This window comes from Brevundimonas sp. DC300-4 (assembly GCF_049897365.1).
Taxonomy (GTDB): Bacteria; Pseudomonadota; Alphaproteobacteria; order Caulobacterales; family Caulobacteraceae; genus Brevundimonas.
Genome location: NZ_JAFCWC010000007.1, coordinates 40,008 through 62,925 on the forward strand (window position 1 = coordinate 40,008; position 22,918 = coordinate 62,925).

General features: G+C 67.6%; 24 protein-coding genes. 16 read left to right on the plus strand and 8 right to left on the minus strand.

The genetic code is table 11. The annotated features are described in order from the left end of the window. Window positions 1-680 precede the first annotated feature (680 nt). Genes pgeF through lgt form a run of 3 tightly spaced genes read right to left on the minus strand, consistent with a single transcriptional unit; the run spans window position 681 to window position 3,401 of the window. Window positions 681-1,454 (minus strand): peptidoglycan editing factor PgeF, encoded by a 774-nt coding sequence (gene pgeF, locus ACP7AZ_RS12145; RefSeq protein WP_426038910.1) that lies wholly within the window; start codon window positions 1,452-1,454, stop codon window positions 681-683. Next, on the minus strand, window positions 1,451-2,524 hold the full coding sequence (locus ACP7AZ_RS12150; RefSeq protein ID WP_426038911.1) for a class I SAM-dependent methyltransferase: 1,074 nt from the start codon (window positions 2,522-2,524) through the stop codon (window positions 1,451-1,453). The genes pgeF and ACP7AZ_RS12150 overlap by 4 nt, the downstream gene beginning before the upstream one ends. Window position 2,525: 1 nt before the next feature. Beyond that, on the minus strand, window positions 2,526-3,401 hold the full coding sequence (lgt, locus tag ACP7AZ_RS12155; protein WP_426038912.1) for a prolipoprotein diacylglyceryl transferase: 876 nt from the start codon (window positions 3,399-3,401) through the stop codon (window positions 2,526-2,528). A 173-nt stretch (window positions 3,402-3,574) separates the two neighbouring features. Between lgt and ACP7AZ_RS12160 the strand changes: the two genes are divergently transcribed. From ACP7AZ_RS12160 to ACP7AZ_RS12170, 3 genes are all read left to right on the plus strand, one after another. After that, window positions 3,575-3,862 (plus strand): accessory factor UbiK family protein, encoded by a 288-nt coding sequence (locus ACP7AZ_RS12160; RefSeq protein WP_426038913.1) that lies wholly within the window; start codon window positions 3,575-3,577, stop codon window positions 3,860-3,862. A 97-nt stretch (window positions 3,863-3,959) separates the two neighbouring features. Further along, window positions 3,960-4,463 carry a YbjN domain-containing protein gene (locus ACP7AZ_RS12165; protein ID WP_425991404.1) on the plus strand — a complete coding sequence of 168 codons (504 nt, stop codon included), beginning with the start codon at window positions 3,960-3,962 and terminating at the stop codon, window positions 4,461-4,463. A 152-nt stretch (window positions 4,464-4,615) separates the two neighbouring features. Continuing rightward, window positions 4,616-5,215: a pyrroline-5-carboxylate reductase family protein gene (locus ACP7AZ_RS12170; RefSeq protein WP_426038914.1), complete on the plus strand. Its 600-nt coding sequence runs from the start codon at window positions 4,616-4,618 to the stop codon at window positions 5,213-5,215. 512 nt (window positions 5,216-5,727) lie between these two features. Here ACP7AZ_RS12170 and ACP7AZ_RS12175 read toward each other — a convergent pair. The 3 genes from ACP7AZ_RS12175 to ACP7AZ_RS12185 form a co-directional block, all read right to left on the minus strand. Next, the gene (locus ACP7AZ_RS12175) at window positions 5,728-6,219 is read right to left on the minus strand and encodes a hypothetical protein (RefSeq protein ID WP_426038915.1); all 492 of its coding nucleotides are present in this window, start codon (window positions 6,217-6,219) and stop codon (window positions 5,728-5,730) included. A 109-nt stretch (window positions 6,220-6,328) separates the two neighbouring features. Beyond that, complete coding sequence (locus ACP7AZ_RS12180; protein ID WP_426038916.1) at window positions 6,329-7,672, minus strand: ATP-binding protein; 1,344 nt, start codon at window positions 7,670-7,672, stop codon at window positions 6,329-6,331. 1 nt (window position 7,673) lies between these two features. Continuing rightward, the gene (locus ACP7AZ_RS12185; protein ID WP_303696354.1) at window positions 7,674-8,393 is read right to left on the minus strand and encodes a response regulator; all 720 of its coding nucleotides are present in this window, start codon (window positions 8,391-8,393) and stop codon (window positions 7,674-7,676) included. A gap of 82 nt (window positions 8,394-8,475) precedes the next feature. Between ACP7AZ_RS12185 and ACP7AZ_RS12190 the strand changes: the two genes are divergently transcribed. From ACP7AZ_RS12190 to ACP7AZ_RS12200, 3 genes are all read left to right on the plus strand, one after another. Continuing rightward, the gene (locus ACP7AZ_RS12190; RefSeq protein WP_426038917.1) at window positions 8,476-9,354 is read left to right on the plus strand and encodes a branched-chain amino acid aminotransferase; all 879 of its coding nucleotides are present in this window, start codon (window positions 8,476-8,478) and stop codon (window positions 9,352-9,354) included. Window positions 9,355-9,506: 152 nt separating this feature from the next. Next, window positions 9,507-10,778 carry a NupC/NupG family nucleoside CNT transporter gene (locus ACP7AZ_RS12195; protein WP_426038918.1) on the plus strand — a complete coding sequence of 424 codons (1,272 nt, stop codon included), beginning with the start codon at window positions 9,507-9,509 and terminating at the stop codon, window positions 10,776-10,778. 16 nt (window positions 10,779-10,794) lie between these two features. After that, window positions 10,795-11,412 carry a glutathione S-transferase family protein gene (locus ACP7AZ_RS12200; RefSeq protein ID WP_426038919.1) on the plus strand — a complete coding sequence of 206 codons (618 nt, stop codon included), beginning with the start codon at window positions 10,795-10,797 and terminating at the stop codon, window positions 11,410-11,412. On the opposite strand, the gene ACP7AZ_RS12205 is transcribed toward ACP7AZ_RS12200, so the two are convergent. Continuing rightward, window positions 11,413-11,844 carry a PaaI family thioesterase gene (locus tag ACP7AZ_RS12205; RefSeq protein WP_426038987.1) on the minus strand — a complete coding sequence of 144 codons (432 nt, stop codon included), beginning with the start codon at window positions 11,842-11,844 and terminating at the stop codon, window positions 11,413-11,415. It abuts the gene before it with no gap. 48 nt (window positions 11,845-11,892) lie between these two features. Here ACP7AZ_RS12205 and ACP7AZ_RS12210 point away from each other — a divergent pair, with 48 nt between their 5' ends. From ACP7AZ_RS12210 to flhA, 10 genes are all read left to right on the plus strand, one after another. Further along, a complete protein-coding gene (locus ACP7AZ_RS12210) occupies window positions 11,893-12,210 on the plus strand; it encodes a DUF3253 domain-containing protein (protein ID WP_426038920.1) in 318 nt (105 codons plus the stop codon). A gap of 67 nt (window positions 12,211-12,277) precedes the next feature. Beyond that, on the plus strand, window positions 12,278-12,850 hold the full coding sequence (locus ACP7AZ_RS12215; RefSeq protein ID WP_426038988.1) for a uracil-DNA glycosylase family protein: 573 nt from the start codon (window positions 12,278-12,280) through the stop codon (window positions 12,848-12,850). Beyond that, entirely contained in the window at window positions 12,847-13,839 is a 993-nt protein-coding gene (locus ACP7AZ_RS12220) for an alpha/beta fold hydrolase (protein WP_426038921.1), read from the plus strand. Before ACP7AZ_RS12215 ends, ACP7AZ_RS12220 begins: the two co-directional genes overlap by 4 nt. A gap of 115 nt (window positions 13,840-13,954) precedes the next feature. Next, the gene (fliF, locus tag ACP7AZ_RS12225; protein WP_426038922.1) at window positions 13,955-15,586 is read left to right on the plus strand and encodes a flagellar basal-body MS-ring/collar protein FliF; all 1,632 of its coding nucleotides are present in this window, start codon (window positions 13,955-13,957) and stop codon (window positions 15,584-15,586) included. Beyond that, the gene (gene fliG / locus ACP7AZ_RS12230) at window positions 15,586-16,623 is read left to right on the plus strand and encodes a flagellar motor switch protein FliG (protein WP_303696345.1); all 1,038 of its coding nucleotides are present in this window, start codon (window positions 15,586-15,588) and stop codon (window positions 16,621-16,623) included. The genes fliF and fliG overlap by 1 nt, the downstream gene beginning before the upstream one ends. A gap of 1 nt (window position 16,624) precedes the next feature. Beyond that, a complete protein-coding gene (locus ACP7AZ_RS12235; protein WP_426038923.1) occupies window positions 16,625-17,287 on the plus strand; it encodes a flagellar assembly protein FlbE in 663 nt (220 codons plus the stop codon). Next, on the plus strand, window positions 17,287-17,619 hold the full coding sequence (gene fliN / locus ACP7AZ_RS12240; protein ID WP_425991374.1) for a flagellar motor switch protein FliN: 333 nt from the start codon (window positions 17,287-17,289) through the stop codon (window positions 17,617-17,619). Before ACP7AZ_RS12235 ends, fliN begins: the two co-directional genes overlap by 1 nt. Before the next feature lie 38 nt (window positions 17,620-17,657). Then, window positions 17,658-19,052 (plus strand): sigma-54 interaction domain-containing protein, encoded by a 1,395-nt coding sequence (locus ACP7AZ_RS12245; protein WP_426038924.1) that lies wholly within the window; start codon window positions 17,658-17,660, stop codon window positions 19,050-19,052. Next, window positions 19,049-19,936 carry a class A beta-lactamase gene (bla, locus tag ACP7AZ_RS12250; protein ID WP_426038925.1) on the plus strand — a complete coding sequence of 296 codons (888 nt, stop codon included), beginning with the start codon at window positions 19,049-19,051 and terminating at the stop codon, window positions 19,934-19,936. The genes ACP7AZ_RS12245 and bla overlap by 4 nt, the downstream gene beginning before the upstream one ends. 14 nt (window positions 19,937-19,950) lie before the next feature. Next, entirely contained in the window at window positions 19,951-22,050 is a 2,100-nt protein-coding gene (flhA, locus tag ACP7AZ_RS12255) for a flagellar biosynthesis protein FlhA (RefSeq protein ID WP_426038989.1), read from the plus strand. A gap of 48 nt (window positions 22,051-22,098) precedes the next feature. Here flhA and ACP7AZ_RS12260 read toward each other — a convergent pair whose 3' ends face one another. Next, window positions 22,099-22,815, minus strand: coding sequence for a hypothetical protein (locus ACP7AZ_RS12260; protein ID WP_426038926.1), 717 nt, complete (start codon window positions 22,813-22,815; stop codon window positions 22,099-22,101). Window positions 22,816-22,918: the final 103 nt, after the last annotated feature.

The window sequence follows — 22,918 nt, forward strand, 5'->3', positions numbered from 1 at the left end:
TACACCGAGCGTCAGTCAAATAAGCTCGGATTTGGATCAGGCGACAGGGTGAGTCGGCTTGGCGACATTACGCGCTGGGGACCTGTCTGTGAGCCTCCGCAATGGGTCGGATCGGTCGTCGGCCTCCCGCCCGACAGCGGGCCTCGCGTCACCCGCCCAGCGGCGGACGCCCTGGAGGTCCCCTGGGCTGGGAAGTGAACCGTCCTCCTTTCAACCTTGACGATAGAACTCCTCTCACCATCTCAGCGTTTGCCAGTGGTCGGGAGACGGAAATGTTCGGGTTGTTCTTCCATCCTCGGCGCTCCGACGATGGCCGACCGGTGGCGATGCGGGTGGTGGCTGGTCAGCAAAGCGCGGCAACGACCGACGCACCGTCACCTGTCATCGTGGATCGTGTCGCTGCGCCGATCTCGGCCGCCAAATCGCTACGACGAGCGACTGCCGCTCTCGGTGAAGAGCCGCCCGAGGATGGCGAAAGTTGCGGGGAGGATTTATTCCTATCTACCCTTTGCGTGACGGCCAGCGAGCCCCATGTTGTGGCCAGGCCCGTCAACGCGTCGGGCCCGGAATGCACCGTGTCACGCAGTGCAATTCGGAGTTGACAATAAGTGCCTGATTTTCTTCGAATTGCACTCTTGGACTCTGTTTTTTAGAGTCCAATCCGTCGGCCCAGCGGACCCTCAGACCAGTCGGATCGCCGACATCAGCCGCCCGAAGTCCGGCTCTCCTCTCTGGAATGCCCGCCGGTTCGAATAGAAGGCCGCCGCGTCGACGCAGGTGTCGTGCCCGGTCCAGGCCGCCTCGCCGACCCCCGCCTGTTCCAGCCGCCACAGGACGAATCCGGGCAGGTCGAACATCCGCTTGTCCGCCGTCGCGCCCTCGACGAAGAACCGCGCGGCGCCCGGATCATGGTGATCGAACCGCGCCTCGAAGTCGGCCCCGACCTCATACGAGGCCTGACCGATGCAGGGGCCGATCACGGCGACAATCCGGTCCGGTCGCGCGCCCAGCGCTTCCATCGCTGTCAGGGCGGAGTGCACGACCCCGCCCAGGGCCCCCTTCCAGCCCGCATGGACCGCGCCCACCACCCGCGCCTCGGCGTCGGCCAGCAGCACCGGCGCGCAGTCCGCCGTCAGCACCGCCGGGATCACCCCGACTGTCGCCGAGACCACGGCATCCCCCTCCGGCCGCTCCCCGGCCCAGGGCCCGGTCGCGACGCGCGTCAGGCTGGAATGGATCTGGTAGCAGGCCGCCAGATCGTCGGGCTGGCCGCCCAGCGCCGCCGCCACCCGCCGCCGGTTCTCTTCGACCGCCGCCGGGTCGTCCGCCGACCCCAGGCCGGTGTTCAGCCCCTCGTAGAGCCCGGTCGAAACCCCGCCCCGCCGCGTGAAGAAGCCGTGGCGAAGGCCCGCCTTATCCAGCAGCGGATGGGTGATCGGCGTCGTCTCGGTCATGCCTCGAACCCCGGAACGGTCAGGCTGCGGGGCGAGAAGATCGCCGCCGCCTTGAACAGGCCGCCCATCTGGTCCGCCGCCGTCAGCCGCGCCAGCTGGCGGGCGATGACGGGTGCCGCCTCGGGCCTTCCCGAGGACAACCGCTCGGCCCGCGCTTCGATCCCAAGCCGCCTCAGGAACTCGCCCTGGCCGACGCAGCCCGTGACGTCGGCGCCGGTCCGGATCGCCGCCTCCTGCACCGCCGGGAAGTCGGCCCACTGGGTCAGGTCCGCCTCGCCCGGCGTCGCCAGCACATCGACCTTCGCATGCCGCCGCAAGCCCTGCAGCGTATCGCCCACGCCCGGCCGGTCGCGGCCGTAGTCGATCAGCAGGGCCGCCCCCGACGTCTCGTGCAGCAGGGCGCCCAGATCCCGCCCGAACGCGGCCTGCTGGTCCGAGACCTCGACCACCTGGCCCGGCTCGACGTCGAACTGCGGCCGTTCGAACCCGCCGGTGATCCCCACCAGTCCGAAGATCAGTCCGCCGTCGTCGGTCACCCCGACCCGCCGCTCGGCCCAGCCGCCGTCGGTCCGCACGAACTGACGCGCTGGCAGACAGTCCAGTACCTCGTTCGCGATCAGGATGACCGGCGCATCGGTGTCGATCTGGCCCAGCGACCCGACCCAGCGGGGCGAGACGTCAGCCTGGGCCAGCCTGCGCGCCTGAATCTCCCGCAAGGGCCCCGAGGGCTCGATGAGGATCAGGTCGCAGGCCTCAAGGAACCCCGGCGCGACGCGTGCTGCCCGCAGCGCATCGTCCATCAGGGCGCCGTCGCCGGGCCCGACCTCGACCAGCCGGAACCGCTCCGGCGCGCCCAGCCGATGCCAGGTCTCGACCGCCCACAGGCCGATCAGTTCGCCGAACATCTGGCTGACCAGGGGCGCAGTGATGAAGTCCCCGCCTTCGCCCAGCGCGGGCCGGGTCGCGTAGTAGCCGTCCCTGGGATCGTGCAGGCAGCGGGTGACATAGTCGGCTACCGTCATTGGCCCGGTCAGGGCGATCTCCCGCGCCAGTCGATCCTTCAGCGACATCTCAGCCTGCGGCGGCGACCGGAGGACGCTTCCACGCGCGGTGGATCAACCACGCCCCGACCAGGATCATCGGGATCGACAGCATCATCCCCATGGTCAGGCCGAGCGGGAAATCCTCCATCCCGGCGTCGGGCTGGCGCACATTCTCCAGCAGCGCCCGCGACGCGCCGTAGCCGACGAGGAACAGGCCGGTGACATAGCCGGGCTTGGCCAGCAGCTTCCATTTCCAGACCGCCAGGCCGAGCACGATGAAGAGCAGAACCCCCTCAAGCCCCGCCTCGTACAGCTGGCTCGGGTGACGCGGTTCGTTTCCGGCCGGGCAGAAGCCGTACATCTGTTCGATGCGGGCGTTGCAGAAGCGGATGGCCCAGGGCACGTCCGTCGTCCGCCCCCACAGCTCGCCGTTCACGAAGTTCGCCATCCGTCCGAAGAGCAGGCCGATCGGCGCGGCCGCCAGGGCCATGTCGCCGATGCTCAGCGCATTGGCCTTCGTCCTCCAGGCGTAGACCAGCACCGCAAGCGTGCAGCCCAGCATCCCGCCGTGGAACGACATCCCGCCGGTCCAGAGCTGGAACAGCTCAAGCCGCTCGCCGAGGCTCGAACCCGTGAACAGCTGCAGGAACATGACCGGCTTGTAGAACAGGGCGTAACCGAACCGGCCGCCCAGGATGATGCCGAGGGTGATCCACAGGATCAGGTCGTCCAGCTGCGGGCCCGCCAGTGGCGGCTTGCCCGGCGCCCAGACCCGGTCGCTCTTGAGGATCCGCGCGGCATAGATCCAGCCCAGCACGATGCCGGCCACATAGGCAAGGGCGTACCAGCGGATCGGCAACGGCCCCAGATGGATCAGGACCGGATCGAACTCGGGAAAGGTCAAGCAAGGCTCCTGCGACGGTTCGCTCCGCCTTTAGCAAGCGTCGCTCGGTCGCGCGAGCGTGACACGTTTCGGCCCCGATTGCCCCCAATCAGGGGGTGTCTGGAAAGGTTTCGTTCACCATATCAGGCAACCTTCCCTTAACGACGCCCGCCGCTCGCGGGCCGGAGACGACCATGCAGACGCGCAACCCCATCCTCGACGAGTTCGCCAAGCTCTCGACCAGCGCCATGGGCCTGGCCCAGGCCGCCGGCGAGGAAGCCAAGGCGGCCTTCCGCGCCCAGTCCGACCGCGTCGTCGCCGAGATGGACCTGGTCCGGCGCGACGAGTTCGACGCTCTGAAGGCTGAGGTCGCCGCGCTGCGCGCCGAGCTGGCGACGCTGAGAGCCGCCCCGACCAAGGCGAAGAAGCCTCAGACGGGAACCTCCACAGATGGAACTCGTCTCCCGGACGCAGCCGGTTGAGCCGAATCTCCGAACACGCCTACCGTCTTTTCGAAGGCGGCCCTGAGTCGCCCGAGACCTTGTCGTCCCTGCCCTCCCGCGAGATCGAGTTCACCTGATGGATGCTGCCGGACCCCAAGAGGTCGACGTCCCCTACGATCCGCTTGACGTGGTCGAGCATGTGCTGAACGCCGAGAACCTCCCGTTCGACCGGACGGACGACGGCGACCTTGCCTTCGCCCTGGCCGGGGACTGGAAGGACTACGAACTCTGGTTCGCATGGCGCCCCGAGGGCGACTGCCTGCAGCTGTGCTGCGCCCTGGACCTGCGCGCGACCAAGTCACGCCGCAACGCCGCCTACGAGCTCGTCTCCATGGTCAACCAGCGCACCTGGATGGGCCATTTCGAGGTCTGGTCCGAGGATGGCGAGATCGTCTTCCGTCACTCCCTGGCCCTGCCGCACGGCGAGCGACCGACCCTGGCCCAGGCCGCGTCGATGATCGATGCCGCCGTCGAGGCCGCCGACCGCTACTACCCGGCCTTCGACTTCATGATCCGCGGCCACAAGAAGCCCCAGGATGCGATCGACAGCTGCCTGTTCGAGACCGTCGGCACGGCCTGATCCTCCGCGAGGGCTCTGATGCAGGTCACCCTCCTCGGCCACGGCCGCCTCGGCTCCGCGATCGCCGAGGGCGGCTGACCGGGACGGTTCCTTGCCCCACCGTCCTGACCCGCGCCGTCCCGCCGGTCTGCCCGCCTGACACCCTTGCCCTGGTGATCGCCGTCAAGCCCGCCGCCTGGCGCCAGGCCGTCGCTCCGATTCTGGCGACCCTGCCGGCCGACGCGACCGTGATCTCCGTCATGGCCGGCGTCCGGGCGGCTGACCTGTCCGCCGCCTTGCCGGGCCGGGCCGTGGCCCGCGTCATGCCCACGACCGCCGTGGCCCAGGCTCAGGGCGTCGCCGCCATCTGGTCCGATGATGCCGCCGCGCGCGCCCTGGCCCACGCCCTGTTCGACCCTGTCGCCGACACGGTCGATCTCGACGAGGAAGTACTGATCGACGCCGCAACAGCCGTGGCCGGCTCGGCGCCGGCCTTCTTCTACGCCCTCGCCCAGGCTCTGGCGGCGGCCGGAGTGGCGGAAGGCCTGACTCCGGACGCAGCCGAACGGCTGACGCGCGGCGCGCTGCGCTCGGCAGGATCAGGCGCGGCTACCGAGGCGACGCTCGAAGCCCTGATCGCCCGCATCGCGTCAACCGGCGGCACCACCCAAGCGGGCCTTATGGCGTTCGCCGAGGGACACGGACTGGCTTCAGCGGCCAGCACCGCCGTAGCCGCCGCCGTGCGCCGGGCCCAAGGTTTGGCCGGCGACTGAAGCAGTCGCCGAGCGCGTTGATCAGTTGGCGACGGTCCGTGACCAGAGGCCGGTCACACGGCTGTCGGTGTAGGGGCCGGTGATCTGGGCGACGCACACGAGCATCGGGCGGCTGGTCATGGTGCCGGCCCCCACCCTCACCTGACTTCCGTTGCAGGTCTCGACGTTGCTGCTGAACGCTCCAATAACCCCTGTAGCAGGGCACCCGCTGGGCATGTCCACCCGGAAGACATAACCCCGCTCTGTGGCGACGTAGACGGTCCGATCGTCGACTCTATTGACATTGATAACCGGGCCGGTCCGGACACAGGCACTGGGAGCCTGATAGGCCGTCTGGGTCTGGCTCGGGGCGGCCGTATTCGCCGCCGCGCACGCGGACAGGCCGCCAGCGCCCACGAGAAGAGCCGGCAACATCGAAAGGCGTTTCGCACCAGTCATCTCGAACCCTCTTCTGGTTGAAACAACGATGCCACCATCGGGCGCGCAACGCAATCTATGCGTTTACGCAAAGTCTAGCGGGCGACCAGCCGGCCTGAGGCGAGATTGTTCGCTAACCGGTCGTAAGTCTGCTCGGCGTCCTGCCAGGTGTTGTAGCCCCGCACCTCGGCGATCGAACTCGAATAGTTCGAATAGCGCACCGGCAGTCGCTGGCCCTCGGCGGTGACGACCTCACCCTCCACCGTTGCGCCCCCGATGGAGAAGCTGTCCATGATCGACAGTCCGGGCCTGTCGGCGGCCTGCTGCCAGGTCGGACGGTTCGGCTTCAGGTCGGTGATCACGAGGTTGATGGTCGCGCCTTCGAGCGCGCCGTCGCGGGCCAGGCGACGTTCGACGACCGTCTGCAGCCGTTCAAGCTGGCGATCCACGTCGCGTTGACCGAGCCTGTTGACCTCTTCGGTCAGATCGCCGCCAACGGTCACCGTCACCTGCGGCGTCTGGGCGAATGCGGGCGCCGCGAGGGCCGCGGCGAGAGCGAGCGGGGCGAGAAAGGCGAAGCTGCGCATGACGATCTCCGGGAGGTCCTTGTCACAGGGAAGATGGGCTCGGCGGCCCGTCTCCGCAATCCTTGCGCAAGGGCCGCGCCCGATAGACGCCACCGTGACGCAGATGCCTTCAGCCCGGGAGGCGGATCAGCGCCCGCAGGCCCCCCAGATCACTGCGCGCCAGGGTGATGTCGCCGCCGTGCCCCCGCGCCACGTCCCGCGCGATGGCCAGGCCGAGCCCGACGCCCTTTCGGTTCTGGTTGCGGCTCTGGTCCAGCCGACTGAACGGGCGGAAGGCCTCCTCGTGCATGTCGTCGGGAATGCCCGGACCGTCGTCCTCGATCGCGATCTCCAGTCCGCCGGACGCCAGAGCCCGCGCCGACAGCCGCACATGGTCTCCATGCGCCGCCGCATTGCCCGCGAGGTTGGCCAGGGCGCGCTTGAAGGCCAGGGGCCGCAGCGAGGCGGTCAGGTCGGCGGGCGCGGCGATCTCGACCTCGGCCCCCGCCCGTTTCACGTCCTCGCCTGCCGCCTTCAGCAGGGCCGAGACATCGACGGGTTGCGTCGCCTCGCCGGCCTCGCCCTTCGCGAAGGCGAGGTATTCGTCGATCATATGCTCCATCTCGTCGAGGTCGCCCTTCATGGCGGCCTGACGCTTGAACTGCGGGGCCAGCGCCAGCTCCAGCCGCAGCCGGGTCAGGGGCGTGCGCAGGTCGTGGCTGACCGAGGCCAGCAAGGCTGTCCGCTGTTCTATATGCCGCTGGATCCGGTCGCGCATGGCCAGGAAGGCGACCGCCGCCTGACGCACCTCGCGCGCGCCATGCGGCTTGAATTTCGGCGACATTTCGCCCCGACCGAAGGCTTCCGCCGCCTCGGCCAGCCGCTCGATGGCGCGGACCTGATTGCGGATGAACAGGATGGCCACGCTCATCAGCAGCACCGTCGCCAGCATCAGCCACAGGACGAAGATATGCGCCTGGGTCGCCACGGCCCGCTCCCGCGGCGCGATAATGCGCAGCACCCCTGTCGGCTGCTGTACCTGGATGTCGACATAGGCGGGATAGCGGGTCGTATCGAACCAGAAGGGCTGGTCCAGACGCGACGCCAGCGCCGCCTCCAGTGTCCGGTCCACCACCCCGATCGCCCCGCGTCGCTGTTCCTCGGGCAGGGTGGCGCCGGGCCGCAGCGCGATCGACAACTGCATCGATCGCTCGCCCCGATCGGCGATCACCGCCAGGTTCGCCTCGGTCGGTTCGTCGCGATAGCTCTCCGCCGCCCAGGCTACGTCGCCGGCCAGCCCCTCGGACAGGCGCGCCGTCACCGTCTGCCAGTGCATGTCGAAGAAAGCCCAGGTCACCGCCCCCTGCATGATCAGGATCGGCAGGACGATGATCAGCAGCGACCGGCCCCAGAGCGATGTCGGCAACTGCCGCTTCAGAAACCGCGCGAGGACGGGGAAGGGCAGCAGCCTCATGTCAGTCGGGCGCCAGCATATAGCCCACGCCACGCACCGTCTGGAGATAGCGCGGGTTCTTCGGATCGGCTTCCAGCTTCCTGCGCAGGCGGGTCACCTGAACATCGACCGCGCGGCCGGTGATGTCGGCCGTGTCCGGCGACAGGTCCATCCGCTCGACCGGCGCGTGGGCGTGCAGGGCGAGCGTCTTCAGCAACTGCCCCTCGGCCTCGGTCAGCCGCATCGGCGCGCCGTCACGGGTCAGCTCCAGGCGCTCCAGATCAAACGTGGCCGTGCCCAGCTTGATCTCGCGCGGCATGATCGGCTTCACGCCCGTCCGTCTCAGAATGGCGTCGATACGCAGGGCCAGTTCCTTCGGGTCGAAGGGCTTGGACATATAGTCGTCGGCGCCGCGCGACAGGCCGTCGATCCGGTCCGATGCCTCGCCGCGCGCGGTCAGCAGCAGGACCGGCGTCCTGGACAGCTGCGCCTTTGACCGCACCCAGGTGGTCAGCTCCAGTCCGCTCTCGCCCGGCATCATGACGTCCAGCACGACCAGGTCGAACTCGATCAACTCCATCAGGCGACGCGCCGCGGCGGCGTGCGCGGCCCCCGTCACGCGATAGCCCTCGCGCGCCAGATACTCTTTTAACAGCTCGCGAATCCGGTCGTCGTCGTCGACGATCAGCAGGTGGCGACCGACGCCGGCGCCCGCCACAGGCCCTGAACGGCTGCTGCTCATGCGAACATTCCCGTGCGCGCGCCGTTGACCTTCGGCGCTTCGGGCGTTCTAACCGGCAAATCTGCGCAGGAGACGTTGTTCAATGGCCTTGGTTCCTTTCGACGATCGTGACGGTTGGATCTGGATGAATGGTGAATTCATTCCGTGGCGGGAAGCGAAAACGCACGTTTTGACCCACGCCCTTCACTACGGCTCGTCGGTGTTCGAGGGTGAGCGTATGTATGGCGGGGAAATCTTCAAGCTGACAGAGCATTCCGAGCGTTTGGCCCGGTCCGCGAACCTGCTGGACTTCGAGCTGCCTTACAGCACCGCTGAAATCGATCAGGCCTGCAGGGAAACCTGCGCGAAGATGGGCATGGAGGACGCCTACGTCCGCCCCGTCGCCTACCTCGGCCCGGAACAGGTCAGTGTCTCGGCCCTGAACAACAAGGTCCACGTCGCCATCGCCGTTTGGGACTGGCCCAGCTATTTCGACCCCGAGGTCAAGAAGAAGGGCATCAAGCTGGAGTGGGCCAAGTGGCGCCGCCCCGACCCGCTGACGGCCCCGACGACGGCCAAGGCCGCCGGCCTCTACATGATCTGCACCATGTCCAAGAATGCGGCCGAGAAGCGCGGCTTTGCGGACGCCATGATGCTGGATTGGCGCGGCTATGTCGCCGAGGCGACCGGCGCCAACGTCTTCTTCGTCCAGGACGGCGTGATCCACACGCCGGACGTGACCCACATCCTGAACGGCATCACCCGCCAGACGGTCATCGACATCGCCGAGGCCAAGGGCATCGAGGTCGTGGTGCGCCACATTCGGCCCGAAGAACTGTCGACCTTCAGCGAATGCTTCCTGACCGGTTCGGCCGCCGAGGTGACGCCGGTCCAGTCGATCGGCGAGTACGCCTTCACGCCGGGCGACCTGTCGCTGACCCTCATGGACGACTACGGCAAGCTGGTTCGCCGCATCAAGTAAGACGACGCGTTCGAGACAAGACGCACGGCCCGGCGGCGACGCCGGGCCGTTCTGCCTTGTGGGCTGCGACAAATGGACTTGCGGCCCGGCGCGCACTGGCGTTCAACCGGGACGGACCCGGCGACGCCGGTGTGGGGAAGACCGTCGTTTCCATGTTCAGCATTCTGAATCTTCAGAGCCTTCTGGGCCTGTTCGTCATTGTCGCCGCCTGCTGGGCGCTGTCGGAGAACAAGCGCGCCTTTCCCTGGCGGCTGACGCTGGGCGCCATCGGCGTGCAGGCCGTGCTGGTGCTGGCCCTGTTCGCCATCCCGGGCTCGCAGACGGTGCTCGCCGCGATCACCGGCGCCGTCGACGGCCTGTCGCGTGCCACGTCCGAGGGGGCGAAATTCGTGTTCGGCTATCTCGCCGGCGGCGACCAGCCCTATGCCGTGACCAACGCGGGCGGCCTGTTCACCTTCGCCTTCAACGTCCTGCCGATGATCCTTGTGATCTCGGCCCTGTCGGCGTTGCTGTGGCACTGGAAGATCCTGAAGTGGCTGACGCACGGCTTCGGCATCCTGTTCCAGAAGACCATGGGCCTGGGCGGAGCCTCGGCCCTGGCGGTCGCGGCCAATATCTTCCTCGGCATGATCGAGAGTCCGATCGTGATCCGGGCCTATCTCGACAAGCTGACCCGGTCCGAGATCTTCCTGATGATGGTCGTCGGCCTCGCCACCGTCGCCGGCTCGACCATGGTGGCCTACGCGACCATCCTTTCGGCGACCCTGCCGAACGCCGCCGGTCATGTGCTGGTGGCCTCCATTGTTTCTGCGCCCGCGGGCGTTCTGCTGGCCCGCATCATCATCCCTGAAAAGCCGGGCGAGGGCGGTCAGGTGGCGGACTATGGCTCAGCGCTGAAATACGACTCGGCCATTGATGCCATCGTCAAGGGCACGGCCGACGGCCTGATGGTTGTCCTCAACATCTCCGCCGTCCTGATCGTCTTCGTGGCCCTGGTCGCCCTGGTGAACATCATGCTGGGCGGGTTCTGGCTGTTCGGCGATCACATCACGGTCGAACGCCTGCTGGGCTGGATCTTCATGCCCCTGGCCTGGCTCATCGGCATCGACTGGTCCGAGGCGGGCAAGGCGGGCTGGCTGCTGGGTGTCAAGCTGACCCTGACCGAGTTCGTGGCCTTCATACGTCTGGGCGAGGTTCCGGCCGGCGAGATGAGCGAGCGCACCCGGATGCTGCTGACCTATGCCCTGTGCGGCTTCGCCAACATCGGCTCGGTCGGGATCACGGTCACCGGTCTGTCGGTCCTGATTCCCGAGCGCCGCGAAGAGGTGCTGGGCATGGTGTGGAAAGCGCTGTTCGCCGGATTCCTGGCGACCTTGATGACGGCGGCGGTTGTCGGCGCCATGCCAGCCTCCATATTCCGCTGAACCGGAGACCCGCTCTATGAAGCTCTACGACAGCCACCGCGCCCCCAATCCCCGGCGCGTCCGCTGGGTCATGGCCGAGAAGGGCATCGAGGACGTCGAGATCGTGCCTATCGACATCATGTCGGGCGAGCACAAGGCGCCGGAATATCGAGCCCGCGTGGGCGTCCCCCACGTCCCCGCGCTGGAGCTGGACGATGGCACCACCATCTCGGAGTCCGTCGCCATCGGCCGCTATCTGGAGTCGATGTATCCGGAGCCGAACCTGTTCGGAGTCGACGCCCGCGAACAGGCCATCGTCGAGATGTGGACCCGCCGCTGCGAGTTCTATCTGGCCAACCCGATCATGTTGAACGTGCGCCTGACCCACCCCGCCCTGGCCATCCTGGAGGCTGCCCAGACCGAGGTCGCGGACTACAACCGGCTGTCGGCTGAGCGGTTCATGAAGACGCTGGACCGGCACCTGGCCGACCATTCCTTCATCGCCCTGGATCGGTTCACCATCGCCGATATCGTCGGCGTCGTGGGGCTGGATTTCGCCAGGCTCGTCAAATACCGCCCGCCAGAGGAGTTCACCCACCTGTACCGCTGGCTGGACGACTGCCGCGCGAGACCGGCGGCCAAGGCGGGGGTGTGATCAGCGCGGCGTGAATTTCCGGATGATCCCGCTGTAGGTCATCAACGTCCGCTCGCCCGTGCTGATCTGGCCCCGCACGAAGATCAGCGATCCGCCGGCGCGCACCACTTCGCCCGTCGCCTCGACCAATTCGCCGACATAGGCCCCGTCGATCAGGGTGGAATCGAGCTGTACGGTCACGCCGTTCATTCCCTCCATCTGCTGATACGCGGTCTGGAACAGGGCGATGTCGGCGAAGGTCATCAGGCAGCCACCGTGCATCCTGTGCCCTGCGTTCATGTGTTTGGGCTCGGCACGGAAGGCGCAGCGCATCCTCCCATCCGGATCCGGCTTGAAGTAGAAGGGACCCACGACCTGATCGAAGGTGCCGTGCAGGTCGTACGTCTGCCAACCTGTGAACTCGCCCTCCGTGACCGTGATCTTCTCGACCATTTCCGAACTCGCCTTCTTTTCACTGTCGCAGTGCAGCATATAGGCCCCATGAGCGATCCAATCGAAGCAGCAATTTTCGAGACCCTGGCGAAAGCTGACCCCAAGGGCGTCGGCGGCAAGTCCGTGGAGCCGGCGGATGTGGCCAAACATATCCAGACCGAACAGTGGCAGCGCGTCCTGCCCAAGGTCCGGGCGACGGCGCTTGGCCTGATGCGTCAGGGCAAATTGACCATCACCAAGAAGGGCAAGGTCGTCGATCCGACCAACTTCCGCGGCGTGACCCGTCTGCGCCTGCCGACCGAGGCGGAGACCGCTGCGGCGCTTGCCGCCCTGCCACCCAAGGCGAATGAAGACGCCGACGACTAGATCCGAGCATCCCCGCCTTCACGGGGATGAGCGGAAAGGGGAGTGCCTCGAAGACGTCCTTTCGGATATTCGGGCCTGCCGGGCGTGTCTCGGCGACCTGCCGCACGAACCGCGACCGGTGGTCCGGGTCTTTCCCGAGACCCGCCTGCTGATCTGCGGCCAGGCGCCCGGCCGTCGGGTGCATGAGAGCGGGATGCCCTTCACCGATCCGTCCGGCGACCGGCTGCGCGACTGGATGGGCGTGGACGACGAGGCCTTCTACGACGACCACCGCATCGGCGTGGCGGCCCAAGCCTTCTGCTATCCCGGCACGGCGCCCCCGAAAAATGGAAGAAGCGGCGGCGACTATCCGCCGCCGAAGCGCTGCGCGACCCTGTGGAGACCCAGGCTGCTGGAGGCCCTGCCCCGGATGGAGCTGACCCTGCTGGTCGGCGGCCATGCCCAGGTCTGGGCGCTCAGTGAACGGGCCAGGGCCAATATGACCGACACCGTCCGCGCCTGGCGGGAGTACGCCCCTGACATCCTGCCCATGCCCCATCCGTCGTGGCGGAACACCGCCTGGCTCAGGCGCAATCCGTGGTTCGAGGCCGAGGTCGTGCCGTATCTTCGCCAAAGGGTCCGGGGCATCCTGTCCACATGATCCGCGCGCTAGCCCTGTCCATGATGCTGCTAGGCCTCGCCGCCTGCGCCACGCCCCATGTCCAGCCGCCGTTGACGCCGCCCGCAGGTTTCGCCGGTCCCCGCATCGAGCGGGGCGCCTTCGTTGTCGATGACGGGGCGAGGTTGCCCTACCTGCGCTGGGGACCCGAGGAGCCGGAGGTCATCGTTATCGGCCTGCACGGCATGAACGACCATGCCGCCGCCTTCCGACTCGCGGGTCCGTGGTGGGCGGAGCGCGGCATCGCCACCTACGCCTATGACCAGCGCGGCTTCGGCGCGTCCCCCGGTCGGGGCGTGTGGGCGGGCGAGGCCCGGATGGCGGAGGATCTGCGCACGGTCGTCGCCCTGGTCCGCGCCCGCCATCCGACCGCCCGCATCGCGGTGGCGGGAGAGAGTATGGGCGGGGCAGTCGCCATCTCGGCCTTCGCTTCGGATCGGCCGCCTGTCGCCGACCAGTTGATCCTGCTGGCCCCCGCTGTCTGGGGCTGGTCCAGCCAGAGCCTGCCCAACCGCGCCAGCCTGTGGGCCGCAGCGCGGCTGATGGGGTCTCGCTCGATTACGCCACCGGATTGGGCTGTCCGGCGCATCCGGGCCACCGATAACCTGATCGAACTGGTCGCCAACGGGAACGATCCGGGCTTCATCCGCTCGACGCGGTTCGACGCCCTGTCCGGCCTCGTCGATCTGATGGAGAGCGCGACCCTCAAGCTGGGGCAGGTGAGGGCGCCGACGCTGCTGCTATACGGCGCCAAGGACCAGATTATCGAACAGGGTCCCATGCGCCGTGCCCTGATCCGCGCCGGCGATCCGTCGAACCTGCGCACCGGCTGGTATCCGGACGGCTGGCACCTGCTGAACCGCGACTGGCAGGCGGAGGTGATGTTCCGCGATGTCGAGGCCCTGCTGAGCGATCCGGACGCGGCCCTGCCGTCCGGCGCCGGCCCGGTGCTGGACGAACTTGGACGTTAACCCCGAAAATCGGCGAGCTAACCCTGACACTTAAACCGCCGTTAACCACGCGGGCGGCAGTTTCTGCCTAGCGAGGGCAGTCGGCTCCCCCGTGACAGTATTTGGGCGGGGACGCGTGGGCGGCTTCACGGCGGCGTTGCAGAGATTTGGGATCGGGCGGCTTGCCATGGTCCTCGGCGTCGGGGCCGGCGTCGCCGCCGTCCTGGTGGCCTTGATGCTGCGCGTCGGCCAGGCGCCGGACGCCCTGCTGTATTCCAACCTCGACCTGCGCGAGGCCGGCGAGATCACGTCCTCGCTGGACCAGGCGGGCATCAAATATTCCACCCGTGGCGACGGCTCGACCATCATGGTCAATCGCGACGACGTCGGCACGGCCCGCCTAATGCTGGCCGGCAAGGGGCTCGTGAGCTCCGGCTCTGTGGGCTACGAGCTGTTCGACAACCAGTCGGTGCTGGGCCAGACCGAGTTCCAGCAGCAGATTTCGGAACAGCGCGCCCTGCAGGGCGAACTGTCCCGCACCATCATGTCCATGCGCGGCATCTCTTCGGCCCGCGTGCAGATCGCCTTGCCGCGCCGCGAACTGTTCGCCCAGGACGCCGCCGAGCCCACCGCCGCCGTCGTCGTCGGCCTGGGCGGTCGCGCCCTGAGCGCCGACCAGGTTCGCGCCATCCGCAATGTCGTCGCCTCGTCCGTGCCGAACCTGAAGCCCGGCAAGGTCACCGTGGTCGACGAGACCAACCAGACCCTCGCTGCAGCCGACGATGAGGAGGGCTTCTCCTCCGCCACCGCCGAGGCCGCCAAGACCAACACCGAGGCCCAGCTTCAGGCCCGTATCAAGGATCTGGTCGAGGGTGTTGTCGGGCCGGGCGCCGCGCGGGTCCAGGTCACCGCCGACATCGACATGAGCCGCTCCACCACCCAGGAGCAGAAATACGATCCCGACGGCCAGGTTGTCCGTTCGACCTCGACCAACGGCGCCCAGTCCCAGAACACCGAGGGTACGCCCGACGGCGGCGCTACCGCAACGAACAACATCCCTGGCGGGGCGGCGCCCGCCAACGCGGCAGCCGGCTCGACCGAGAGCACGACGGGCGAGACCACCAACTACGAGATTTCCAATACCACCACGACCACGACCAAGGAGCCGGGCGAGGTGCGCAAGCTGTCGGTGGCCGTGGCCGTGGACGGAAAGCTGGCTCCGCCCGCCGAGGCCGGCGGCGAGCCGACCTACACCGCCCGCACGCCGGAAGAAATCACCCAGATCGAGGATCTGGTGAAGGCGGCAATGGGCTTCGACCAGACGCGGGGCGACCAGGTGCGGGTCACTAACGCGCGCTTCAACCGGGACGCCCTGGTGTCGGCCGGGGGCACCGATGGCGGCTCGCCGCTGTTCAACTTCACCAAGAACGACATCATGCGCGGGGTCGAGCTGCTCGTTCTGCTGATCACCGGCCTGCTGCTGATCTTCTTCGTCCTGCGACCGCTGCTGAAGTCGGCGACCGGTCCCGGCGGCATGCCCGCCCTGGCCGGCGCAGGCGGCGGCCAGATCGGCGTCACCTCTTTGCAAACCAGTGTCGTCGGCGGCGCGGGCCAGCTGACCGGTCCGTCCGACATGGACCAGCGGCTCGACATCGCCCGTATCGAGGGTCAGGTGAAGGCGTCGTCCGTCAAGAAGGTCGCGGACTTCGTCGAGAAGCATCCCGATGAGTCGACGTCCATCCTGCGCAGCTGGGTCCACGAAGGCTGATGGTCGCCAGGATGGCAAACAAGAAAGCATCCGTCGACGACGCCAAGAAGCTGTCCGGCCCGGAAAAGGCGGCGGTCATCCTGCTGTCGCTTGGCGAGGAGCACACCCGCCTGTGGCAGGGTCTTGACGACGAAGAGGTCAAGGAAATCTCCCAGGCCATGGCCGGCCTCGGCACTGTCAGCTCGACGGTGGTCGAGGAGTTGCTGATCGAGTTCGTCTCCGGCATGTCCGGCTCCGGCACGATCATGGGCAGCTTCGAACAGACGCAGCGCCTGCTGGCCTCCTTCATGCCCTCCGACCGCGTCGAAGGGCTGATGGAGGAAATCCGCGGTCCCGCCGGCCGGACCATGTGGGACAAGCTCGGCAATGTGAACGAGGCGGTCCTCGCCAACTATCTGAAGAACGAATACCCGCAGACGGTCGCCGTGATCCTGTCCAAGGTTAAGCCCGACCACGCCGCTCGCGTGCTGACCTCCCTGCCCGAGGACTTCGCCCTCGAATGCGTCCAGCGCATGCTGCGCATGGAGCCGGTCCAGCGCGAAATTCTCGACAAGATCGAACAGACGCTGCGCAACGAGTTCATGTCGAACCTGGCCCGCACCTCCAAGCGCGACAGCCACGAGGCGATGGCCGACATCTTCAACTCGTTCGACCGCCAGACCGAGGCCCGGTTCATCGGCGCCCTGGAAGAGCGCAATCGTGAGTCCGCCGAACGCATTCGCGCACTGATGTTCGTCTTCGAGGATCTGAGCAAGCTGGACCCGGGCGGCGTCCAGACCCTGCTGCGGTCGGTCGAGAAGGATTCCCTCGGCCTGGCCCTGAAGGGCGCCTCGGAAAGCCTGCGCGAGATGTTCTTCACCAACATGTCCGAGCGGGCGTCCAAGATCATGCGCGAGGACATGGAATCCATGGGGCCCGTGCGCCTGAAGGATGTCGACACCGCCCAGATGGCCATGGTCCAGGTCGCCAAGGATCTGGCGGCGCGCGGTGAGATCATGCTGGCCGGTGCGGCCGGCGACGACGAGTTGATCTACTGACATGACCGATCACGCTCCCATCACCAGCCGCCCCTTCGCCTTCGACACCGAGTTCGACGGCGCGGGCTCTGTCGTGCACGCCTCCGAGTTCCGTCCGACCAAGCGCGCCTACATGCCGTCCGAGGTCGAGGCCCTGGTCGCCCAGGCCCGGTTCGAGGCGCGCGAGTCGGCCCTGGCCGAGGCCGCCAGCATCGAGGCCATGGGCGTCGCCGCCATCGGTCAGGCCATGGGCCAGGCCATTCCGGCCCTGACCCATGTCGCCCAGACCCATCGCGAGCAATCGGCCGGTCTCGCGCTCGCCGCCGCCCGCGTCATCGCCGCCGCCGCCCTGGAGCGGCTACCGATCGGCCCGCTGCAATCGGCGCTGGAAAGCCTGGGTCAGGAGATCGACAGCTCGCCCCGTCTCGTGGTCCGCGCCTCGGGCCTGGAGCCCGGGGTCCAGGAGAAGATCCAGGCGATCTGTATCGATGCCGGCTTCACCGGCATGGTCGCCTTCCGCGAAGACCTGTCCCTGCCGCTCGCGGCCTTCCAGCTGGAATGGGCCGACGGCCGGGCCGACTTCGATCCCGCCGCCGCCGCCGACCGGATCGCCGCCGCCCTGGCCTCCGCCCTCGCCGCCGAGGCCGGGCATGCCGAACCCCTCATCAACGGAAGTGACCTCTGATGGCCGCCGACGATCTCGCCCTCGAAGAGTTTCCCGAGTCGACATCCCTCGCCATGATGGACGAGGCCGGGGACAAGTCCGCCGCCGACCTGTCGACCGTCTTCGACGTGCCGGTCAATATCTCCGCCGTCCTGGGCAAGGCCCACATGACGGTGGCTCAGCTGCTGAAGCTCAATCGCGGGTCGGTGCTCGAGCTGGACCGCAAGGTCGGCGAGGCCATCGACATCTTCGTCAACAACCGTCTGGTCGCGCGCGGGGAGGTCGTCGTCGTCGAGGATCGCCTGGGCGTGACCATGACGGAAATCATCAAGACAGAGGATTCGGCCGCCTAGGGCGCGCCGGTTCCGGTACGGATTAAGGGAGAAGACCCATGCGGCTTCTGGTGGTCGGACGGCTTTCGGGCCAGCTCGCGGCGGCGGTGAAGATGGCCATGGCGCACGGCGCCAAGGTCAGCCACGTCGAACGCACGGATCAGGCGACGGAACAGCTCCGGCGCGGGCAGGGGGCCGACCTGCTGATGGTCGACTACAATCTCGACATCGGGGCCCTGATCGCCGCCAACGACGCCGAGCGGATCTTCGTGCCGGTCGTCGCCTGCGGCGTCGACAACGACGCCGAAAAAGCCGCCGCCGCCATTCGCGCCGGAGCCAAGGAGTTCATCCCGCTTCCGCCTGACGCCGACCTGATCGCCGCCGTCCTGGCCGCCGTCGCCGACGACGAGCGCCCGCTGATCTCGGCCGATCCGTCGATGCAGGCCGTGATCAAACTGGCCGACCAGGTCGCGCGCTCGGAAGCCTCCATCCTGATCACCGGCGAAAGCGGCGTCGGCAAGGAAGTGATGGCGCGCTATCTGCACCAGCAATCCAAGCGCGCCGAACGGGCCTTCATCAGCGTCAATTGCGCCGCCATCCCGGACAACCTGCTGGAATCCGAATTGTTCGGGCACGAGAAGGGCGCCTTCACGGGCGCCGTCGCCCGCCGGATCGGCAAGTTCGAGGAGGCCGACGGCGGTACGCTGCTACTGGACGAAATCTCGGAGATGGACGCCCGGCTTCAGGCCAAGCTGCTGCGCGCGATCCAGGAGCGGGTCATCGACCGCGTCGGCGGCACCAAGCCTGTGCCCGTCAACATTCGCATCCTCGCCACCTCCAACCGCGACCTGGCCAAGGCCGTGGCGGAGGGCGTGTTCCGCGAAGACCTGCTGTATCGCCTGAATGTCGTGAACCTCCGTCTTCCGTCTCTGCGCGAACGTCCCGGCGACGTGGCCGTGCTGGCCGATCACTTCGTCAAAAAATACGCCGCCGCCAACGGCGTGCCGGCCCGGCCGCTGTCGCAGGATGCTCGCCGCGCACTCGCCGCCCACCGCTGGCCCGGCAACGTGCGGGAGCTTGAGAACGCCATGCACCGCGCGGTCCTTCTGGCCGTCGGCGCCGAGATCGACGCCGAGGCCATCCGCCTGCCCGACGGCCAGCCGCTGACGGGCGCGATCGCCGGTTCCGACGCCGGTCCCGCCGCCCGCGCCGCCCAGACCGCCGACGCCGTTTCCCGCGCCTATGTCGGCCAGACGGTCGCCCAGATGGAAAAGACCCTGATCCTGGACACCCTGACCCACTGCCTGGGCAACCGGACGCACGCGGCCAACATCCTGGGCATCTCGATCCGCACCCTGCGCAACAAGCTGAATGAGTATTCGGACGAGGGGACGCAGATCATGGCGCCCCAGACGGGCATCGCCACGAGCGCCTACGGCGCGAACGCGGCGTGACCGATCGCCGGATGGTCCTGGCGGGTCTTGGCGCGCTCGGTCTGATCGGCTGCGCGCCCAGGGGCGAGGCCGCTGCTCCCGTCGCGCCGCCCGCGCCGGAAACGCTCGACCTGTCCGGTCTGGAACAGGCGCACGGTGGTCGCTTCGGTCTGTTCGCCCATGACCTCGGCACGGGGCGCCAGTTGACGGCGCGCGGCGACGAGCGGTTCGTCTATTGTTCGACGTTCAAGATGTACCTCGCCGCCGCGACCCTGATTCGCGTCCAGGCCGGCGACGAAAAGCCCGACCGGATGATTCCCATTACCCGCGCCGACATGGTCAACCATGCCCCCGTCACCGAGCCGGCCATCGGCTCTAGCCTGACGGTCGAGCGTATGATGCAGGCGGTGGTCGAGGTCTCGGACAACCCCGCCGCCAACCTGCTCCTGAAGGCGCTGGGCGGCATCGCGCCGATGCAGGCCTTCTATCGTGGCATCGGCGACGCCTCGACGCGCGTGGACCGGTTCGAGCCCGAGATGAACCGCCTCGACGGCGACAAGGACACCATCACCCCGGCCCAGTCGGCCGCCAACATCCACCGCCTGTTCATCGACCCGGCCTCGCCCCTTTCGCAGGACTCCAAGGCCATGCTGCTGGGCTGGATGTTCTCCTCGCCGACCGGCGTCGATCGCATCAAGGCGGGTGTTCCGGCCGACTGGCGAGTGGCGCACAAGACCGGCACCGGCGGCTACGGCCCGACCAACGACATCGGCATCCTGTATCCGCCGACCGGCGAGCCGATCATCATCGCCGCCTACTACCATGCCGCGTCCGACGCGCCGGCCAACGAGGCCGTCATAGCCGAGGCGACCCGTCGGGCCCTGGCTCAGCTCGGTCGCGCATGACCGACACACCCGTGATGATGAAGGACGGCATGGCCCGTCCGACCGGCGGGGACATCCGCGGCTGGCTGATGCGCGGCGAGGTCGGCATGGCGGTCGGCGTGATCGGCGTCATCCTGCTGCTGATCCTGCCCGTTCCGAAGATGCTGCTGGACCTGCTGCTGGCGATCTCGCTGGTCTCGTCCGTGCTGATCCTGATGACGGCCCTGATGATGAAGCGCCCGCTGGACTTCGCCATCTTCCCGACAGTCCTGTTGATCTCGACCCTGTTCCGCCTGGGCCTGAACCTGGCCTCGACGCGCCTGGTCCTGACCCACGGCCACGAGGGCCACGACGCGGCCGGTCAGGTCATCAACGCCTTCGGCGCCCTGATGATGGGCGGCTCCTTCATCATCGGCATCATCATCTTCGCCATCATCCTGGTGGTGAATTTCGTGGTCATCACCAAGGGTTCGACCCGGATCGCCGAGGTCAGCGCCCGCTTCACCCTGGATTCCATGCCAGGCAAGCAGATGGCCATCGACGCCGACCTGTCCTCGGGCCTGATCACCGAGGATCAGGCCAAGCTGCGCCGCAAGGAGCTGGAGCAGGAATCGACCTTCTTTGGGGCCATGGACGGTGCCTCCAAGTTCGTCCGCGGCGACGCCGTCGCCGGCCTGATCATCGTCGCCATCAACGCCATCGGCGGCATCCTGATCGGCACGATCCAGCACAGCCTCCCGATCGGCGAAGCGGCCAACACCTATATCCAGCTGACCATCGGCGACGGCCTGGTGACCCAGGTTCCGGCCATCATCATCTCGATCGCCGCCGGCTTCCTCGTGTCCAAGGCGGGTGTCGAGGGATCCGCCGACAAGGCCCTGGTGGCCCAACTGGCCACCAACCCCGTCAGCCTCGGCATGGTCGCCGCCGCATCCGCCCTGCTGGCCCTGATCCCCGGCATGCCGATCCTGCCCTTCGCCGGTTTGGCCATCGGCTGCGGTTACATGGCCTGGCATCACGGGCGGGCGAAATTGAAGCCGCAGCCGACCGAGGCCGAACTCGCGGCCGCGGCCAACGCGGGCAAGCCCAAGGACGATGCGGAAGAGCCCATCGGCACGGCCCTGACCATCGACGAGGTCAAGATCGAGCTCGGCTATTCGCTGCTGACCCTGATCAACGACCTGGAGGGCCGCCGCCTGACCGACCAGGTCCGCGCCCTGCGGCGCGCCCTTGCCCAGGAGTATGGCTTCGTCATGCCGTCGGTGCGGATCCTCGACAACATGCGCCTGCCGACCCAGGGCTACGCCATCCGCATCAAGGAGATGGAGGCCGGCGCCGGCGAGGTCCGTCTGGGGTCGCTGATGACCATGGACCCGGCCGGCCGCCAGGTCGAACTGCCCGGCGAGCACACCAAGGAGCCCGCCTTCGGCCTGCCCGCCACCTGGATCGATGAGAGCCTGCGCGAGGAGGCCACCTTCCGCGGCTACACCATCGTCGATCCCTCGACGGTGCTGACGACGCATCTGACCGAGATCCTGAAGGAGAATATGGCGGACCTGCTGACCTATGCCGAGGTGCAGAAGCTGCTCAAGGAACTGGGGCCGGAGGAGAAGAAGCTGGTCGAAGAACTCGTACCCTCCGTCGTCACCGTCACCACCCTGCAGCGCGTGCTCCAGACCCTGCTGCGCGAGAAGGTCTCGATCCGCGATCTCGGCGCCATCCTGGAAGGCCTGGCCGAGGCCGCGCCGCACTCGTCGTCGATCACCACCCTGGTTGAACACGTCCGCACCCGCCTGGCCCGTCAGCTGTGCTGGCAGAACAAGGGCGACGACGGCGCCCTGCCGATCATCACCCTGTCCCCCGATTGGGAGGCCGCCTTTGCCGAGGCCCTGGTCGGCCAGGGCGAGGACAAGCAGCTGGCCATGGCTCCCTCGCGGCTCCAGGACTTCATCCGCGCTGTCCGCGACGTCTTCGAACGCGCCGCCATGTCGGGCGAGAGCGCGGTCCTGCTGACCGGCCCCCAGATCCGCCCCTACGTCCGCTCCATTATCGAACGCTTCCGCGGTCAGACCGTGGTGATGAGCCAGAACGAGGTGCACCCCAAGGCGCGCCTGCGGACGCTGGGGTCGGTGTAAGGGCTCTCCTCCCCGTCCTTCGGACGGGCAGGAGAAGCGCACTTTATCTCAGTTCACCCGCACGAACCCGCCCGCCGACGCCTCGCGCGCCGCATCGTTGGTCGGCCGGGCGATCAGGCCGGACTGGGTGATCCAGACCTCATAGGTCGCCCCGTTCGCCATCGGCATATAGGCTGCGGAACCATAGAGGGTGTCCACCGCGTCGACATAGCGACGGTATTTCCGCGCCACATCCCAGACGCTGAGGGTCCACGGCACATAGGCGAGGGGCCCGGTCTTCACGTCGCCCCCCGACAGGGCGTGGACGCTGCGGGCGCCGGTGCGTTCCTGCTCGATGGTCTGATAGCGGCCCGAGAGACGGTCGAGCCGGTATTGGGAATCAAGACCGACCACATTTGCCCACGGCTTCCACTTCAGGACCTGGGCCTCCATCCGCCATTCGTCGCCGTTGACCGGATAGACGGCAGTGCGGGCGGGCGCCTCGCCCTGGGCCGGCTGGGTCAAGACGACCTCGAAATACTGTGGCGCCAGCTGTCGGATCGACAAACTCGCGACCGGCCGCTCATAGGTCAGGCGCGAATAGGTCTGGACGTTCTGGCCCAGCAGACCGCCCGCCAGGGCCGCCGCCAGCAACGCCGCGCCCCCGGCCGTGCCGAACAACCCGCCGAAGAACTTGCCTTTGAACAGCGAGCCCAGTCCGACGAACAGAATCAGGACGCCGATGATGGCCAGGGCCGTCGGTGCGATCCACCACCACCAGAACATTCAATCCACTCCCGAAACGGCAAAGCTTGTTAACGGAACACTTTGGTCCTGCACAGCTTGCGCCGCGAATGACTTCACTGGACACGCGAATGTGCGCCGCTAA